At 68.8% G+C, this 16897-nt stretch carries 12 protein-coding genes and 1 tRNA gene; 9 read left to right on the top strand and 4 right to left on the bottom strand.

The window, feature by feature from the left end; genetic code table 11:
- Window positions 1–171 precede the first annotated feature (171 nt).
- On the bottom strand, window positions 172–2352 hold the full coding sequence (locus tag AB0H49_RS00740) for an MMPL family transporter (protein WP_357245683.1): 2181 nt from the start codon (window positions 2350–2352) through the stop codon (window positions 172–174).
- 67 nt (window positions 2353–2419) lie between these two features.
- Here AB0H49_RS00740 and AB0H49_RS00735 point away from each other — a divergent pair, with 67 nt between their 5' ends.
- The gene (locus AB0H49_RS00735; protein ID WP_357245680.1) at window positions 2420–3088 is read left to right on the top strand and encodes a TetR/AcrR family transcriptional regulator; all 669 of its coding nucleotides are present in this window, start codon (window positions 2420–2422) and stop codon (window positions 3086–3088) included.
- Window positions 3089–3391: 303 nt separating this feature from the next.
- On the opposite strand, the gene AB0H49_RS00730 is transcribed toward AB0H49_RS00735, so the two are convergent.
- The 3 genes from AB0H49_RS00730 to AB0H49_RS00720 form a co-directional block, all read right to left on the bottom strand.
- The gene (locus tag AB0H49_RS00730; protein WP_354998258.1) at window positions 3392–4822 is read right to left on the bottom strand and encodes a hypothetical protein; all 1431 of its coding nucleotides are present in this window, start codon (window positions 4820–4822) and stop codon (window positions 3392–3394) included.
- A gap of 43 nt (window positions 4823–4865) precedes the next feature.
- Window positions 4866–5633, bottom strand: a complete 768-nt coding sequence (locus AB0H49_RS00725; RefSeq protein ID WP_354998259.1) for an SDR family NAD(P)-dependent oxidoreductase — start codon at window positions 5631–5633, stop codon at window positions 4866–4868.
- Window positions 5634–5977: 344 nt separating this feature from the next.
- A tRNA-Leu gene (locus AB0H49_RS00720) sits at window positions 5978–6060 on the bottom strand.
- A 236-nt stretch (window positions 6061–6296) separates the two neighbouring features.
- Here AB0H49_RS00720 and AB0H49_RS00715 point away from each other — a divergent pair.
- The 8 genes from AB0H49_RS00715 to AB0H49_RS00680 all read left to right on the top strand — a co-directional run bounded on the left by AB0H49_RS00715 (window position 6297) and on the right by AB0H49_RS00680 (window position 16800).
- On the top strand, window positions 6297–7718 hold the full coding sequence (locus AB0H49_RS00715; protein WP_354998260.1) for an FhaA domain-containing protein: 1422 nt from the start codon (window positions 6297–6299) through the stop codon (window positions 7716–7718).
- A 204-nt stretch (window positions 7719–7922) separates the two neighbouring features.
- Window positions 7923–8390, top strand: coding sequence for an FHA domain-containing protein (locus AB0H49_RS00710; RefSeq protein ID WP_067786390.1), 468 nt, complete (start codon window positions 7923–7925; stop codon window positions 8388–8390).
- A complete protein-coding gene (locus tag AB0H49_RS00705; protein WP_357245675.1) occupies window positions 8387–9880 on the top strand; it encodes a PP2C family serine/threonine-protein phosphatase in 1494 nt (497 codons plus the stop codon). The genes AB0H49_RS00710 and AB0H49_RS00705 overlap by 4 nt, the downstream gene beginning before the upstream one ends.
- On the top strand, window positions 9880–11352 hold the full coding sequence (locus tag AB0H49_RS00700) for an FtsW/RodA/SpoVE family cell cycle protein (RefSeq protein WP_354998262.1): 1473 nt from the start codon (window positions 9880–9882) through the stop codon (window positions 11350–11352). Before AB0H49_RS00705 ends, AB0H49_RS00700 begins: the two co-directional genes overlap by 1 nt.
- On the top strand, window positions 11349–12815 hold the full coding sequence (locus AB0H49_RS00695; RefSeq protein ID WP_357245672.1) for a penicillin-binding protein 2: 1467 nt from the start codon (window positions 11349–11351) through the stop codon (window positions 12813–12815). The genes AB0H49_RS00700 and AB0H49_RS00695 overlap by 4 nt, the downstream gene beginning before the upstream one ends.
- Window positions 12816–12852: 37 nt before the next feature.
- Window positions 12853–14361 (top strand): protein kinase, encoded by a 1509-nt coding sequence (locus tag AB0H49_RS00690; RefSeq protein WP_354998264.1) that lies wholly within the window; start codon window positions 12853–12855, stop codon window positions 14359–14361.
- Window positions 14358–16265 (top strand): Stk1 family PASTA domain-containing Ser/Thr kinase, encoded by a 1908-nt coding sequence (gene pknB / locus AB0H49_RS00685; protein ID WP_354998265.1) that lies wholly within the window; start codon window positions 14358–14360, stop codon window positions 16263–16265. Before AB0H49_RS00690 ends, pknB begins: the two co-directional genes overlap by 4 nt.
- A 115-nt stretch (window positions 16266–16380) precedes the next feature.
- On the top strand, window positions 16381–16800 hold the full coding sequence (locus tag AB0H49_RS00680) for a CBS domain-containing protein (protein WP_354998266.1): 420 nt from the start codon (window positions 16381–16383) through the stop codon (window positions 16798–16800).
- Window positions 16801–16897 lie beyond the last annotated feature (97 nt).

Below are 16897 nucleotides of genomic sequence, written 5' to 3'. Positions count from 1 at the left end.
CCAGCACCGAAACCGCAACCGAAAGCGCCTCTGTGATCTTCGCCTCACCGTCTCGCTCAGCGGGGCGAAAGCCCAGGACGGTGCCGGTTTCCGGTATTGAAACGACAGCGTCCGGCCGAGCTCGAAAACTCGACCGGACACATCAGTCGGCGCCGAATAAAGTGGCCTGGATCACGCTTCCGCGAGACCGAGCCGCGCGTGCACCAGCCGCAGCGGGCGCGGTGCGAACCAGGCCGCCGGACCGAGCAGCCGCATCGCCACCGGAACCAGCACCCCGCGCACCAGCGTGGCGTCGATCAGGATGGCCAAACCGGCGCCGAGACCGAAGAACTGGATGAACCGCACGTCGCTGGTGACGAACGCGAGGAAGCTGATCGAGATCAGCGCGGCGGCCGTGGTCACCAGCCGGCCCGTGCGTGCGAGCCCCTCGACGACGGCGTCCCGGTTGGACGCGCCCTTGTCGTGCATCTCCTTGATCCGGCTGACCACGAAAACCTCGTAGTCCATGGACAACCCGAAGGTGATGCAGAACAAGAGCAGCAGCATCGACACGTCCAGCGGCGCGGGCGTGAAGCCGAGCAGTCCCGACAGGTGCCCGTCCTGGAAGACGAAGACCATCAACCCGAGCGTGGCCGCGAGACTCAACACGTTCGACAGCAGCGCCCGCAGCGGCTGCACGATGCTGCCGGTGAACAGGAAGAGCAACGCGAAGGTGGTGAGCACGATCCACGCCACCGCCACCGGTAGCCGCGACCCGATCGAGGCCAGACTGTCGCGCAGCTCGGCCACCTGACCGCCGACCAGCGCCGTCGCGGGCGCGGGCACGTCGCGCACCCGGTCGACCAGTTCGCGCGCCTCGGCCGAGTTGCGGTCGAGATCCGTGAGCACAGTGAGTCGCTGCGCGTCCGGCTTGGCGAACCTGGCGTCCGCGGGCGAACTCGCGGTGCGCTCGCCCCGCACGAAAGTGCCCGCGCTGGAATCGACCTGGGTGACGTGGGTCACGCGCGAGAGCGCCGCCGCGTACTCGGCGAGCGGGCCCGCCTCGACGCCGGAGGTGGTGACCACGGAAAGCGCGTTGCTGTCGCCGCCGCCGAAATCCTCGCGCAGCGCGTCGCCGACCTGGCGAACCTCGGTGCTCGTCGGCAGCACGCGATCGTCGGGCGTGCCGAACTGGACGTTCAGCAGCGGAGCCGCCGCGAGCAGCAGCGCCGCCACCACGGGGACGCCGGTGAGCAGCGGCCGCCGCATCGCGAAGCCCGCGACTCCCGCCCAGAACGGCGCAGCGTCACCGCGAATGCCGCGCACACCCGGCACTTTCCACGCGTCGGCCTTGGCGCCGAGCGCGACGAGCAGCGCGGGCAGCGTGATCACGGCGGCCGCCGCCGAGATGGCGACGACGCCGATGCCCGCGTAGGCGAACGAGCGCAGGAAGTACTGCGGGAAGATCACCAGCGAGGAGAGCGCCGCCGCGACGGTCGCCGCGCTGAACACGATGGTGCGCCCGGCCGTGGCGACCGCGCCGACCACCGCGTCGTCGGGCGACGCGCCTGCCGCGCGCCGCTCCCGAAAACGGCTGACCATGAGCAACCCGTAGTCGACGGCGAGGCCGAGGCCGAGCGCGGTCGTCAGGTTCACCGCGTAGACCGACACGTCGGTCACCGAGCCGAGAATCGAGAGTTCGGTGAAGGTGCCGAGAATCGCGACGCCGCCCACCACCATCGTGAGCAGCGCGGCGATCACATTGCCGAAGGCGAGCACCAGCAGCGCGAGGATGAGCGGCACCGCGATGCCTTCGGCGATGCCGAGATCCTTGCCGATCTGTTCCGTGACGGCCTGGAAGATCGCGTTGTTGCCGCCGATCTGGACGTCGGCTACCGGCCCGTCCGAGCGATATTCGGCGACGATCTCCTCGGCGATCTCGGTTTCCTTGGTCGGGTCCCGCTCGGCGCCACCCGCCAGGACGACCGCGGCCGTACCGTCCGCGGACCGCATCGCCGGAGAGCCGGTGTCCCAGTACGAGACGACATTGGTGAGCCGGTCGTCGGCGGCCAGTCTGCGCGCGAGATCCCTGCCGAACCCGGCGGTCGCCTCGGCGTCGACGCCGCCCTGCTCGGCTCGGATCAGGAAGACGTAGTCGGTGTCGGCGCCGAACTTGTCGGCGAGTTGGACGGTCGCGGTGCTGGATTCCGCGTTCGGGTCCTCCTGCCCGCCGGGTTGCATCTTGCTGAACGCGGTGACGCCGAGCGCGCCGCCCGCGATCAGGGCGAGCACGCTCGCCACGAGTATCCAGCGAGCGTGTCGGGCCACGAAGCGGCCGAGTTGTTCGAACATGTCGAGCCTCCAGTCGAGCATGTTGGCATGCGTAAACTTTATGGGCGTTAACTTGCCATCGATGTGTGCGAGTGTCAACATCGAATGGATGACGAAATCCGAGCGGGAAGGGCCGTATCACCACGGCGACCTGCGCAATGCCTTGGTGCGCGCGGCCGCCGCACTCGCCGAGACCGGTGGACCCGAGGCGGTCACCGTGCGGGCCGCCGCGCGCCGAGTCGGCGTGACGCCCACCGCCGCCTATCGGCACTTCACCAATCACGAGCAGTTGCTCGGCGCCGCGCAGGAGCAGGCGCAGCAGAGCCTGTTCGGCGCGATGGCCGAGACCATCCGGACATTCCCGCCCGACGCCGACGCGGTGACCCGGCTGTTCGCGGTCGGACGCGGGTACATCGTCTTCGCGCTGCGCGAGCCGGGCCTGTTCCGCACCGCGTTCTGCAACCGAGAGGAGGACGACCCCGAGAACTGGAACTCCCCCGCCTTCGATCTGCTCTCGGATCTGCTCGACGAGCTCGTAGAGATCGGTTTCACCGATCCCGCCGACCGGCCGGACGCCGAGTACGCGGCGTGGTCGGCGGTGCACGGGATGGCGTCGCTGCTGGTCGAACGCGCGCTACCCGACACGGGCCCGCGAGCCAGGGATCTGGCTATCGACCGCACCCTCGCCGTGATCTCGCGCGGACTGGCGACCGGACCGAACGCCGCGGATTTCGGCCGCGATGCGCGGCGAGCAGCAATGCCGGACGCTGCGGACTGAGCGGCGCGGTGCGCACAGCCTGTGGATAAATGCGCGGAAGTCGTTGTGAGCGGGCGTGGTTCCGTGTTCCGCGTGTGTCGCGGACCGGATATCCACAGGCCGGGCACGGAATCGGCTATTCGAGAATCGGCTCTCTACCAGCCGAAATAATGCGTAGACCGGAGGCGGCCATGGCACTCGCGCTGGCGCGCAAGGACTTTCGCGAACGGCGGTGGCAGTTGTCCACAGCTCGCCGCACATCCTCTGCGCCGCACACGTTTTCCACAGGAAGGTCCGGACTGTCCACAGGTTCGGGCGAGGTTGTCAGCCGACCCGCAAAACGCCGGTAACCGTGCCTTGCAGCACCCGCCCGCTCGCGGTGACGAGCGGCGACATCTGGAGCGGATCGTCCACGATGGTGCCGGGCAGCGGCGAGTTCGAGACCACCGCGCCGGTGCCGGGATCGATGACGGTGAACGCGTAGCCGTCCAGCGGTGTCGTGACGTCCACACCGCGCCGGGTCACCGTGTAGACGTAGCCGTCCGCGGTGGACAGGTGCGGGACCGCCGCGCTGCGGACGGTGTTCTCCCATACCGTGCGGCAACCGCCCGCGTCATCGATGTCCACGCGGGTCATCCCGCCGACGAACGGCGCGTTCGGCGGCACCGCCGGGCCCGCGTCCTCCGGCACCGCCGGATACGGGTAGCCGTAGGTGCTCGCCACGAAAACCGACCTGCCGATGCCGACCGGCGAATTCTCGCTGCCCGCACCGCCTTTCGTCAGTACCGGCTGCGAACACACCAGCTGCCCGGTGCCCGAGGCGTAGACGAGCACCCGCACCTGACCGTCGGCGTTGTCGACGATGGTCAAGTAGTCGGCGCCGGTGCGCGGGCCGAAGTAGGTCGGTGTGGAGCCGGTGCCCCAGCTCAGCTGTCCCGGTTTGCGCGCGGAGCCGCGGTCGTAGGTCGCGCGCCAGATCACCTCCGGGCGCCCGGCCGTGTCGGCGCGCAGTTCGTAGAGCGCGTGCGTGGTCGCCACGGCGATCCGTCCGCTCGGCGCCGCCGAGATGCTGTTGGCCACCAGCTCACCGGCGGGCAGCGGCGCCGTCGCTGTCGCGCCCGCGGGCGTCACCAGGCCGACGAGCCCTTTGCCCGTGGCGAACCAGACATTTCCCGACCAGTCCGGCACCAAGCCGGTCACGTTGTCGTCCGCCGGGATCGCGCCGGAAAGATCGGTGCTGGTGTCGACCCGCAGCTGCCACCTGCCCCGTGAGTTCTCGGCGTGCGCGACGCGCAGGAGGGCGCGTTCACCGTCGACCACCACCAGGCGATCGGCGTTGTCGAGATAGGCGTACACGCCGCCGAGCAGGCTGCCCTTGGCCAGTTCCAGCGAGGCGAGCGAGTGACCGACCGGCCCGGCGCCCGGATCGAGCAGATGCACCGTCGGAGCTCGCCCGGCGATGGCAGTGCAGAGCGCGACGACGAGCCCGTCGGAGCCCTGTAGCAAAGTCGGGCACGCGGCCGCCAGCGGATAGGCGCCGACCCCGCGCAGACCTGGCCCGGGCCCCGCGAGCGGAGTGGCGTCCGAGGACCCGGCGTCACCGTGCATGGTCGACGTGCCGTGCGGCCCGAGATGCGGATTCGGCGGCGCGAGCGGCCCCCACTGCTCCGCCGCCTGCGCCTGCCCCGGCGATCCGAGCGCCAGGACACAAGCGGCGAGCACAGCGAGGGACCGCGTGCGAGAGGTGCTGCCCACGGGAGTTACGAAATCAGATTGCTTGTACGCGACGGGAACCCACTCACATCAATGCGCCGCCGTCGATGCGGATCTCGGTGCCGGTCATGTAGCGGCCGTCGTCGGAGGCGACCATCGCGACCACGCCCGCGATGTCCTCCGGCGTGCCGAGCGCCCCGCCGTTGAGCCACCCAGTCAGCCGCGCGAACAGGCTGTAGTCCACGCCCTCCGGCTGGTCCAGGATCGACTTGGTGGTGATCCCACTGGTGATGCCCGCGGGCACGATGTTCACCGCGCGCAACCCCTGCTTGGCGTATTCGAGCGCGATCGAATGCGTGAACGCGCTGACCCCACCCTTCGAGGCGGCGTACGCCGCGAGATAGGGAGCCGCGCTGTAAGCCGCGGTCGACGACAGATTGACCACCACCCCGTGCCCCGACTCCACCAACGCGGGCAGCGCGGCCTGCGTCATGAGGAAGGTCCCGGTCAGATTGACCGTGATGACCTGATTCCACGCGTCCAACGGCATCTCGTGCGTCCGCGCGGGCCGCAGGATCCCCGCCGCGTTCACCAGCACGTCCAGCCCTCCGAGAAATTCGAGCGCCGCCGCCGTCCCCGCGCGCACCGACTCCACATCGGCGATGTTCACCTCGACGGCCTCGAACCGCTCCCCCACCTCCCCCGCCTTCTCCGCGGTGACATCCAACCCCGCCCGATCGATGTCCACCCCCACCAGCTGCGCCCCCTCGTCGAGCAGCCGCAGAGCAATCCCCTGCCCGATCCCCGACCCAGCTCCGGTGACGACAACCCGACGACCCTCGTATCTACGCATGCCCAAAATTAGAACAGGTTCCTACAGGGAATCAACCCATTCGACCACCATATTTCCGGTAGCCCCCGCTGCAACCGGTTCCAGAACCACCCTCACCTGACCCAGCGCGCAACGCACACATATAGATAAGGCATCCACACCGACTGGGCACCAACCAACTAGCGCGCCTCGCGAACCAAAGCCCCACTAGGTACCTACCAAGTAGCGCCCACTCGGCACCTATGAAGCGGGGGGCTAGGGGGCAGAGCCCCCAGGCCGGGGCGTGGGGGCCGCGCCCCCACAAAACGCACGAAACGAGAAAAGGCTCATGCTCTCAGTGAGCATGAGCCTCTTATCGAGTGCAGTGGGCGAAGGGGGACTTGAACCCCCACGTCCCGAAGGACACTGGCACCTGAAGCCAGCGCGTCTGCCATTCCGCCACTCGCCCGAGCGACTCCGGAACACTATCACGGGGCCGGTCGAGAAACGAAATCGGCTGCTCAGTGGGGCTTGTGATGCGTAATGGGCATCAGGGGAACCTCCTGGGATTTCCAAGAGTTACAGGTGTGGAGGATCGTGGATATCATGCAATGAACGTGTTCGTCGGACGACACGCCATGCGCGTGTGTCGTTGTTATGAAGCTGGGAATGACATAGGAAGACGCTCACCGAAGGGAGGCCGAGATGGGCATCGTTTCGCGGTTCGAGCGTCGCCTGCAGGGCGCCGTCGGTGATGTGTTCGCCCGGGTCTTCGGGGGCAGCGTCGTGCCCCAGGAGGTGGAGGCGGCGCTGCAGCAAGAGGCCGCCGATCACGTCCAAGACGTGGGCGGTGGTCACCTGCTGGCTCCGAACAGCTATGTGATCACCATCAACTCTTCCGACCACCAGCAACTGGACGCCGATCACGACCTCACGACCCGCGCGTTCGCCAAGCATCTCCAGGACTACATCCGCGATCAAGGGTGGCAGACCTATGGCGAAGTACACGTAGCGTTCGAGGCATCACCTACGCTGCACACCGGACAGTTCAGGGCGAGCGGCCGCGTCGATCCGGACGTCGGCCGTCGAGCTGCACCCGCTCACAGCCCGGAACCCACGCCACAACGACCTGCAACCCCGCAACCAGGAGCTGGCCCCATGACGCAGAACTCTGGCTACGACCCGAGCCGTGAGCCCGCGGAGTCCGATCCACGCAATCGCGGGTACGCACCTCCGCCAAGCGGGCGGGCCGGTGGTCCCCAGAACGGTGCGTACCGCGACGAGTACGGGCGCGGCGCCGCGCCCTACGGCGCCTCCGAGTACCAGGCGCCGGATTCGCAGCAGGCGTACGGCGATTACCAGAACGGCTACGACTACCAGCAGGGCGGCCAGGGTTACGGCGGCCAGCAGGGCGGGTACGCCGATCAGGGTTACGGCGGCCAGCAGCAGGGCTACGGCGAGCGCGGCGGCTACGGCCAGCAAGGTTTCGGCGACCAGGGCTACGGCTCGCAGGGCTATCAGGAGCCCGGCTACGGCCAGCAGGGCGGCGGCTACGGCGAACAGGGTTACGGTCAGCAGGGCTACGGCCAGCAGCAGGGCTACGGTGACCAGGGCTACGCCGACCAGGGGTACGGCCAGCAGGGCTACGCCGGCCAGCAGGGTTACGGCCAGCAGGGCTACGCGGAGCCCGCCTACGGCGAACCGGGTTACACCGACCAGAGCTACGGTTCGGAGGAGCAGGCGGGCTACGGCCAGGCCTACTCGCAACAGTCCGGCTACAGCGGCCAGCAGGCGGGCTACGCCGCGCCGTCGTACAGCGGCGGCGCCGCCGCCGGTTCCGGCTATTCGGCCACGCTCCAGCTCGACGACGGCAGCGGCCGCACGTACCAGCTGCGCGAGGGCAGCAACATCATCGGCCGCGGTCAGGACGCGCACTTCCGGCTGCCCGACACCGGTGTCTCGCGCCGCCACATCGAGGTCCGCTGGGACGGCCAGACCGCTATGCTGTCCGACCTCGGGTCGACGAACGGCACGCTGGTCAACGGCTCCCCGGTGCAGGATTGGCAGCTCGCGGACGGTGATGTGATCCGCGCCGGGCATTCCGAGATCCTCATCCGTATCGTCTGATCCCGTAAGCTCGCGGTGCAGGTCACGACATGGCTCTCACGGTTTAGTCGGTCGTATCGTGATCGGAATCGACTGACAGCCCTATGATGCTGCCAACGCGCACGGCCCCGAAATCGGGGCCGGCAAGCCCGGCAGGCCGTGGGGGTGGGTCGAACCGCACCTACGGCACCGACATACCTATCGCCGAACAGGAGGTGGAACGCCGTGCAGGGACTGATCCTGCAGTTGACCCGTGCGGGGTTCCTGCTGCTGTTGTGGCTGTTCGTGTGGGCGGTACTTCGGACCTTGCGCAGCGACATCTACGCGGCATCCGGCATACGGATCCAGCCCAGGGCCGCACGCGGTTCCGCGGTGCTGCCTTCCTTCAGCCGAGGCCAGAAGGGCGCCAAATATCTTGTGGTGACTCAAGGTTCACTCGCCGGCACCCGCATCTCACTCGGCACCCAACCGGTGCTGATCGGGCGTGCGGACGATTCGACGCTGGTGCTCACCGATGATTACGCCTCCACCCGACACGCGCGTCTGTCCCCGCGTGGTGACGACTGGTACGTCGAAGACCTCGGCTCGACCAACGGCACCTACCTGGACCGTGCGAAAGTCACCACCGCCGTGCGGGTTCCGCTCGGCACACCCGTCCGTGTCGGCAAAACAGTGATCGAGCTCCGATCGTGACACTCGTTCTCCGCTACGCAGCGCGCAGCGACCGCGGTCTGGTCCGAGGCAACAACGAAGATTCCGTCTACGCGGGCGCCCGCCTGCTCGCGCTGGCCGACGGCATGGGCGGGCACGCGGCGGGTGAGGTCGCGTCGCAGTTGATGATCGCCGCGCTGGCGCATCTCGACGACGACGAGCCCGGCGACGATCTGCTCGGCAAGCTCGACTCGGCGACGCGGTCGGGCAACGCCGCCATCGCCGATCAGGTCGAGGAGGAGCCCGAGCTCGACGGCATGGGCACCACGCTCACCGCGATCCTGTTCGCGGGCAAGAAGCTCGGGCTGGTGCACATCGGCGATTCGCGCGCCTACCTGTTGCGCGGCGGCGAGCTGGCGCAGATCACCCGCGACGACACCTTCGTCCAGTCGCTGGTGGACGAGGGCCGGATCACGCCCGAACAGGCGCACACCCACCCGCAACGTTCGCTGATCATGCGCGCCCTCACCGGCAACGAGATCGAGCCGACGCTGATCATGCGCGAGGCCCGCGCGGGCGACCGCTACCTGCTGTGCTCGGACGGTCTCTCGGACGTGGTGAGCGACGAGACCATCGCCAACACCATGCGCGAGGGCAGCACCGACGAGTGCGCCGACCGCCTGATCGAACTCGCCCTACGCAGCGGCGGTCCCGACAACGTGACCGTTGTCGTGGCCGACGTCATCGATCTGGACTACGGCCAGAGCCACCCGATCGTGGCGGGAGCGGCCTCCGGACAGGACGAGGACACCCCGCCGCCGAACACCGCCGCGGGTCGCGCCGCGGCCATGCGTCCGCCGCGCGCCGCACCGCCGCGCCGGGCCGCCGCGCTGGAACCGCCGCCGCCGGGCAAGTCGCACCGGCTGCGCTGGATCCTGCTCGCGGTCGCACTGGTGGTCGCCGTCGCCGTCGGTCTGCTCGTCGGCTACAAGATGATCCGCAACAACTACTACGTGGGCGCGGACAACGGCCAGGTCGTGATCATGCGCGGGCTGCCGGGTTCGGTGCTCGGGTATTCGATCCACGACGTGGACACGGTCGGCTGCGTCGACCGCGACGGGGACCTGACCATCGTCAAGTCCGGATCGGATCTGCCCTCGGGCTGCCGCCAGCTGCGGGTCAGCGATCTCGAGCAGACCGGTCGGGACAAGGTCAACGCGGGCCTGCCGCCCGGTTCCCTCGGCAAGGCCGAGGAGCAGATGCGGCTGCTCGCCCAGCAGGAGCTGCTGCCGCCGTGCCCGGCGCGGGAAACGACCCCGCCGCCGCAGCCCGGCGTTCCGCAGCCCGGTGTCGTGCCGCCCGGCGAACCCGCGCCGGGTCCGGTCGCGCCGCCGAACCCCGCACCGACCACCGACCCGGGTGACACCAGGGGCACCGACGTCAACACGCCCACGAAGGTGGAGCAGGCGCCGACGACGACCCCGGCGCCGAACCCCCAGATCTCGGGGGAGAACTGCCGGGTGACGGACTGATGTCCGCACCGGCACCACCGTCCGCGGGGGCCTTCCCGAGTCCCCCGGGCGGGTTCGCTCCAGCACCGCCTCCGTCCACCAGACGCAACGCCGAACTGCTTCTGCTCGGGTTCGCCGCGCTGATCACGACCGTCTCGCTGTTCCTCGTAGAGGCCAGCCAGGAACAGTCGGTCACCTGGGACATCGCCAAGTACGGCCTCGCCTTCCTCGCCCTGTTCGGCATCGCGCACCTGGCCGTGCGCCGGTTCGCGCCGTTCGCGGATCCGCTGCTGCTGCCGATCGTCGCGCTGCTCAACGGTCTCGGACTGGTGCTGATCCACCGCCTCGATCTCGGCGCGGCGCAGAACGCGAAATTCAATTCCGACCCGATCCCCTCCCCCGACGCCAACCAGCAGATCCTGTGGACGGCGCTCGGCATGGTGGTGTTCGTCACGCTGCTGATCGTGCTGCGCGATTACCGCACGCTGGCCCGCTACAGCTACACGCTCGGCCTGGTCGGGTTGGTCGCGCTGATGATTCCGGCGCTGCTGCCCAGCGCGTACTCGGAGACCAACGGTTCGAAGATCTGGATCCGGCTGCCCGGCTTCAGCGTGCAGCCCGGCGAGTTCGCCAAGATCCTGCTGATCATTTTCTTCGCCTCGGTACTCGTCGCCAAGCGCGATCTGTTCACCACCGCCGGACGGCACATGCTCGGCATGGAGTTCCCGCGCGCCCGCGACCTCGGCCCGATCCTGGTGGTCTGGGTGGTGTGCATCGCGGTGCTCGTCTTCGAGAAGGACCTCGGCACCTCGCTGCTGATCTTCAGCACGGTGCTGGTGATGCTCTACATCGCGACCGAGCGGGTGGGCTGGCTGATCATCGGCGGCAGCCTGCTCGTCATCGGGTTCGTGTTCGCCTACCAGGCGTTCAGCCACGTGCGGGTGCGCACCAACACCTGGCTCGACCCGTTCGCCGACTACCACAACACCGGTTACCAGATCTCGCAGTCGCTGTTCGGCCTGGCCACGGGCGGGCTCGCGGGCACCGGCCTCGGCAGCGGACGGCCGAACCAGGTGCCGTTCGCCAACACCGACTTCATCGTCACCACCATCGGCGAGGAGCTCGGCCTGATCGGGCTCACCGCGGTGCTGATCCTCTTCCTCGTCTTCGTGGTGCGCGGTCTGCGCACCGCGCTCGCCGTGCGCGACAGCTTCGGCAAGCTGCTGGCGGCCGGGCTCTCGTTCACCATCGCCGTCCAACTGTTCGTGGTGGTCGGCGGCGTCACCAAGCTGATCCCGCTGACCGGTCTGACCACCCCGTTCATGTCGTACGGCGGTTCCTCGCTCTTGGCCAACTACGCGCTGCTCGCGCTGCTGATCAAGGTCTCCGACGCGGCCCGCGCACCGGCGCCGGCGCGCAAGAAGGACCCGGCGCCGATCGCGGACGCACCGACCGAGCTGCTGCGCCGCTCGGAATCGAGGCCGCAGGAATGAACACTCCCCTCCGGCGGGTCGCGGTCGCGGTGATGGTGATGGTCGTCGCGCTGCTGGCCAACGCCACCTATGTACAGGTCATCAAGGCCGACGACTATCGAAGCGATCCGCGCAACTCGCGGGTGCTGCTCGATGAGTACTCGCGCCAGCGCGGCCAGATCTCGGCGGGCGGCACCGTGCTGGCCAGCTCGATCGAGACCGACGACCGCTACAAATACCTGCGCACCTACCCGACCGACCCGCAGGCCTACGCGCCGGCGACCGGCTTCTACTCGATCCAGTACGGCAGCGCCGGACTCGAGCGCTCCGAGGACCAGGTGCTCAACGGATCGGACAGCCAGCTGTTCGGCCGCCGCCTCATCGACCTGGTCTCCGGCCGCGATCCGCGCGGCGGCAATGTGCTGACCACTCTGAACCCGGTGATGCAGCAGGTCGCCTACGAGCAGCTCACCGCGAAGGGCCACACCGGTTCGGTGGTGGCCATCGAGCCGAGCACCGGCAAGATCCTGACCATGGTGTCCACCCCGAGCTACGACCCGAACCTGCTGGCCGGGCACGACGGCGCCGCGACGACGCGGGCGTGGGAGTCGCTGAACCGGGATCCGGACCAGCCGATGCTGAACCGGGCCGTCTCGCAGACCTATCCGCCCGGCTCGACGTTCAAGGTGGTGGTCACCGCGGCCGCACTCGCCAACGGCGTCGCGACGCCGGACGACCAGTTCACCGCCGCGCCCAACATCACCCTGCCAGGAACGAGCACCACCCTGGAGAACTACAACGGCTCGAACTGCGGGTCCGGCCCGACGGCCTCGTTGACCGAGGCGTTCCGGCTGTCCTGCAATACCGCGTTCGTCGAACTCGGCATCAAGGTGGGCGCCGCGAACCTGAAGGACGAGGCCGCCGCGTTCGGCATCGGCCCGCACCGCGGCATCCCGATCCCGGTGGCGGAGAGCACGGTCGGCACCATCTCCGACAACGCCGCGCTCGGCCAGAGCAGCATCGGCCAGCGCGACGTGGCGCTCACCCCCCTGGACAACGCGGTGATCGCCGCGACCATCGCCAACGGCGGCGTTCGGATGGAGCCGTACCTGGTAGATCAAACGCAGGGGCCGGATCTGAGCGTGTTGTCCAAGACGAAGCCGGTCTCGGTCGGACAGGCGGTGAGCGCCCAGGTAGCGTCTCAGCTGACCTCCTTGATGGTCGCCTCCGAGGAGAACACCGTCGGATCACGCCAGTCCCGATACACGATCGCGTCCAAGACCGGAACCGCCGAGCACGGCAGCAACCCGCGCAACACGCCGCCGCATGCCTGGTACATCGCCTTCGCGCCCGCGCAGAACCCCAAGATCGCCATCGCGGTGATCGTGGAGAACGGCGGAGATCGGGCGCTGGCAGCCACCGGCGGTTCGGTGGCCGCACCCATTGCCAGGGCCGTGCTGGACGCCGGTCTGCAGGGGGGCTGAACGATATGAACGAACGAGTTGAAGTTCGGGGGCCCCGATGCTGAACAACGGTGCGCTGATCGCCGATCGCTACCGCCTGCAACGTCTGATCGCCACCGGCGGCATGGGTCAGGTGTGGGAGGCGCTGGACACCCGCCTGGACCGCCGGGTCGCGGTGAAGGTGCTCAAGGCGGAGTTCTCCGCCGACCCGACCTTCCGGCACCGGTTCCGCACGGAGGCCAAGACCACCGCGCAGCTGAACCACTCCGGCATCGCGGGCATCTACGACTACGGCGAGACCTACGACCCGAGCGCGGGCGAGACCGCCTACCTGGTCATGGAGCTGGTGCAGGGCGAGCCGCTCAACACCGTGCTCAACCGCATGGGCAGGCTCTCGGTGCTCCAGGGCCTCGACATGCTCGAGCAGACCGGCCGCGCGCTCGATGTCGCCCATGCCGCCGGCGTGGTGCACCGGGACGTGAAGCCGGGCAACATCCTGGTGACGCCGACCGGTCAGGTGAAGATCACCGACTTCGGCATCGCCAAGGCGGTCGACGCCAGCCCCGTGACCAAGACCGGCATGGTGATGGGCACCGCGCAGTACATCGCGCCGGAGCAGGCCGTCGGCGAGGACGCGACCGCCGCGAGCGATGTGTACTCGCTCGGCGTGGTCGGTTACGAGGCGCTGGCCGGTCAGCGGCCGTTCACCGGCGACGGCGCGATCACCGTGGCGATGAAGCACGTGCGCGAGAATCCGCCGCCGATGCCGGAGGATTTGCCGCCCAACGTCCGCGAGCTCATCGAGATCACGATGGCCAAGGACCCGAACATGCGCTACGCCACCGGCGGCGAGTTCGCCGACGCGGTGGCCGCGGTGCGCGCGGGTCACCGTCCGCCGCCACCGCTGAGCGCCGGCTCCGCCGCGGGTCCGCTCACCGCGGGCGCCACCCGGGTACTGCCGCCCGGCCCGACCGTCATCCTGCCCGCGGGTCAGGCCGACGGTGCGACCGTGCGGTACAGCGCGCCCGCGGCCGCTGCCATCGGCGGCGCGGCGGCGAGCGCGCCCGCGACCATGATGAACACGGGCGGATCGAACGCCGAGCCGCCCGGCAAGAGGCCCTGGACCACGATGCAGAAGGCGCTGGCCGGCCTCGGCGCGGGCGCGGTGCTGCTCGGCGGCGCGGCGATCTGGCTGCTGTTCGGCGGCGACACCAACCCGGACCCGGTGCGCGACCCGGTCCCCTCGTCGGTGGCCCCACCGCCCGCGCAGATCACCACGACGGTGCCGCAGACCACCACCAGGTTCGTGCCGCCCCCGCCGCCGGTCACGTCCGACGAGCCGTCACCGACCACCACCGAGCCGCCGACGACGACTCCGGAACCCACGACGACGGCGCCGCCGAGCACCACGGCGCCGACCACGACGAAGACGACCAAGACGACGAGTCCGACCACCACGCGCACCCTGTTCCCGACTTTCGACTTACCATTTCCGGAGAATCCCGGTGCTTCGGGCCCCGGTAACACTCGCAGCGCGCCCGCTACTCCTTCACAAGGACAACGATGACGACCCCGAAGAATCTCTCTTCCCGCTACGAGCTGGGCGAGATCATCGGCTTCGGCGGTATGTCGGAGGTCCACAAGGCGCGCGATCTGCGGTTGAGCCGGGATGTGGCGATCAAGGTGTTGCGCGCCGATCTGGCCCGCGATCCCACGTTCTACCTGCGCTTCAAGCGTGAGGCGCAGAACGCCGCCGCGCTGAACCATCCGGCCATCGTCGCGGTCTACGACACCGGCGAGGCCGAGGTCGACGGCGGTCCGCTGCCCTACATCGTCATGGAGTACGTGGACGGCGAGACGCTGCGCGACATCGTGCGCGGCAAGGGTCCGCTGCCGCCACGGCGGGCGATGGAGATCATCGCGGACGTCTGCGCCGCACTGGATTTCAGCCACAAGGCCGGGATCGTGCACCGCGACATGAAGCCCGCGAACATCATGATCAACCGGGCGGGCGCGGTGAAGGTGATGGACTTCGGCATCGCGCGCGCGCTGGCCGACAGCTCCAACCCGATGACCCAGACCGCGGCCGTCATCGGTACCGCGCAATACCTTTCGCCCGAGCAAGCCCGCGGCGAGACCGTGGACGCGCGCTCGGACGTGTACTCGGTGGGCTGCGTGCTCTTCGAGATCCTCACGGGCGAACCGCCTTTCACGGGTGACTCACCGATCGCCGTCGCCTATCAGCACGTGCGCGAGGACCCGCGGCTTCCCTCGCACGTGTACTCGGGCGTGCCACGCGAGCTGGATTCCGTGGTGCTCAAGGCGATGAGCAAGAACCCGGCCAACCGGTACCAGACCGCCGCCGAGATGCGCGCGGACCTGATCCGGGTTCTCGGCGGCCAGAAGCCGAGCGCGCCGATGGTGATGACCGACGAGGATCGCACCACCGTCTTCGGCAACAACGAGCCCGCGCCGCGCAGCTTCCGCACCGTCGAACGCAACGACGACACCGCCGAGCAGGAGCCCGCCGAACCGGGCGGCTCGCGCCGCACCGCCTATCTCGGATTCGGCGCCGCCGCGGCGCTCGCCGTGGTGTTCGCGCTGTTCTGGGTGCTGATCGGTCCGGGAAGCAAGCCGGATCAGGTGACCGTGCCCGACCTGTCGAACAAGTCGCTCGCGCAGGCACAGGACGCGCTGGAGAAGCTCGGCTTCACGGTGGCCATCCAGCAGAAGCAGGACAGCAAGGTGGCGGACGGCAACGTCATCGCGACCCAGCCGCTCGGCGGTTCCCGCATCGACGAGGGCAGCACGGTCACCCTGCAGGTCTCCACCGGGCCCGACCAAGTGCCGGTGCCGCGGTTGGACGGACTGACCTTGCAGCAGGCCGAGCAGGAACTCAATTCCCTCGGCTTGCGGATGGATCCGAACGTGGTGCGCAAGGAGTCCAGCGCCCAGGATCTGGACAAGGTGATCGGCACCGAGCCCGCGGCGGGCGCGCGAGTCGACGTGGACCAAGCGATCGTGGTCTGGCTCGGCAAGGGCCCGGAGAAGGTTCGGGTGCCGAGTCTGGTCGGGCAGGACATCAGCGTGGCCCAGCCGAACCTGGTGGACAGCGCCGGATTCAAGATCGTCATCGAGGAGGTGCAGTCCTCCAAGCCGAAGGGTGAGGTCATCGCGACCAGCCCGGCGGGCGGCACCAACGCCGACAAGGGCTCGACGGTGACGGTCCAGGTGTCCAGCGGCGACCAGATCGCCATGCCGTCCGTGGTCGGTCTGACGCCGTCGCAGGCGGTGGAGAAGCTGCGCCAGGCCGGCTGGACCGGAAGCACCAGCCAGATCGACCAGAACACCGTCGGCACCTTCGACGCCGGCAGCGTCGGGCGGATCGTCAGCCAGCAACCGTCGGCCGGTTCGTCGATTTCCAAGACCAGCACGATCACCATCACCACCGGGGTGCTTGGTCCGCCCTGATCCGGTGCCGCCCGATCGATCGTTATCCGAAAGAGGCGACCGGTCGGTGTGATCGGCGCGAGAATGGGGCTGCTCCATCCGAACCCAGCAACAGCATGGAACAGGAGGCAGCCCCATGACCACTGCCAGGGACATCATGAAGCCCGGCGCTCAGTGGATATCCAAGGACGAGACGGTCGGCAAGGCGGCGCGCATGATGGCCGAACTCGGCGTCGGATCGCTCGTCATCGCGGACGAGAACGAACGGATGTGCGGCATCATCACCGACCGCGACATCGTCGTGAAATGCGTGGCCCAGGGCCGCGCACCGGCCAACACCCGCGCGGCCGAATTGTGCGAGGCGACCCCGCGGTGGGTCTCGGCCGACGCCGATGTCGAGGAAGTGCTCGAGGAGATGGAGAGCCATCGCATCAAGCGCATGCCGGTGATCGAGAACAAGCGGCTGATCGGCATGATCAGCGAGGCCGATCTGGCCAGGCACCTCGACGACAACCAGCTCAGCGAATTCGTGACGGCGGTCTACGGCAGGCCGTGACCCGGTAGCCGCCTCGAATCGGAGTAACGCCCGTCGTCCGGAGCCGCAGACTTCCGGGCGGCGGACGGAAAACGTTCCGCACATCGCTCGAAGAGTC

The organism is Nocardia sp. NPDC050713, assembly GCF_040654315.1.
Lineage (GTDB): Bacteria > Actinomycetota > Actinomycetes > Mycobacteriales > Mycobacteriaceae > Nocardia.
The sequence above is the reverse complement of the archived record's forward strand: the minus strand, read 5'-3'. Positions and strand labels throughout refer to the sequence as shown.